Source organism: Photobacterium lipolyticum (assembly GCF_003026475.1).
Classification (GTDB): domain Bacteria; phylum Pseudomonadota; class Gammaproteobacteria; order Enterobacterales; family Vibrionaceae; genus Photobacterium; species Photobacterium lipolyticum.
Window position 1 is genome coordinate 1 of sequence record NZ_PYMC01000049.1, and the last position, 896, is coordinate 896.

Annotated in this window: 1 protein-coding gene; it reads left to right on the forward strand. The window is 41.1% G+C overall.

Annotation, left to right across the window (positions count from 1 at the left end; all coding sequences use genetic code 11):
- Positions 1-637: 637 nt before the first annotated feature.
- Positions 638-896, forward strand: a 259-nt coding sequence (locus C9I89_RS22710; protein WP_425440426.1) for an alpha/beta fold hydrolase, incomplete at its 3' end; no start/stop codon positions are given.

The window sequence follows — 896 nt, forward strand, 5'->3', positions numbered from 1 at the left end:
AAATTGCCCTAACAAAACGCACCATGGGACAGCTATTACTCGGCAGTTTTGGTTTGAATTGAGTTTTGTGATTACGGTATTTAAATTTTGGTTCATGGGTCTAGCTGCCCATGTGCTCAGCGTTATGGCTCTCTCTTGCCTGTAGTCATCATGGTTTAAGCAATCAAAAGTGGTTATTGCATCAATACCTTTTCAGTGCAATGCCGTGAGAAGCGTTCCGCGATTATTGCGGTTTACAGCCTGGCGCAAACAAAGTTCATGGCCAATTTTGTAATGAAATCCCCTAAGTTCTCTAGCCGCAATTGGTCATCACACAATGATGGCTTTTACGCCGGTTGCGGTTATCCGCTTGGTGGTCACAAGTTTCTTATTTCTCTGTGGCATTGGGTTGCCAAAGTCCGAGTGCCGCAACAAAGAATTGGCATTTGGATGATGGTTGTTTTCTCGTTTACTAAGTCGCTTTCAGATTTATTGCCAATGAGGTTTCATTTCTGTTGCCACTACCTTTCATGATGAAGAGCAAGGCATCAGAATGCTGATAGTTAATCGAAAAACGCAAGTAAAACAGTAGCTTTGAGCCATAACAAAGCAATCAAGGTGATGCGTTACACTCGGCGGTTTTGGTATGGAGTTCGGTGTGTTTGGCTGGTTCAGCGTTGGCACATCTTATTGCGGGCGTTATGTTTTTTGTCAGTTATTTATAATCAAAAGGAATTCAGTTTTGTTAAGATTCACGCATGATAGTGGTCACTATTTTACTTTCGATGGCGCTGATATTTATTACGAAATCCTAGGTAATCCAAATGGTAAACCCCTTGTTCTATTACATGGTGGTTTAGGTTGCATGACTGATTTCAATAGTGTTATTGATAGTATTCCAGAAGACTATATGATCA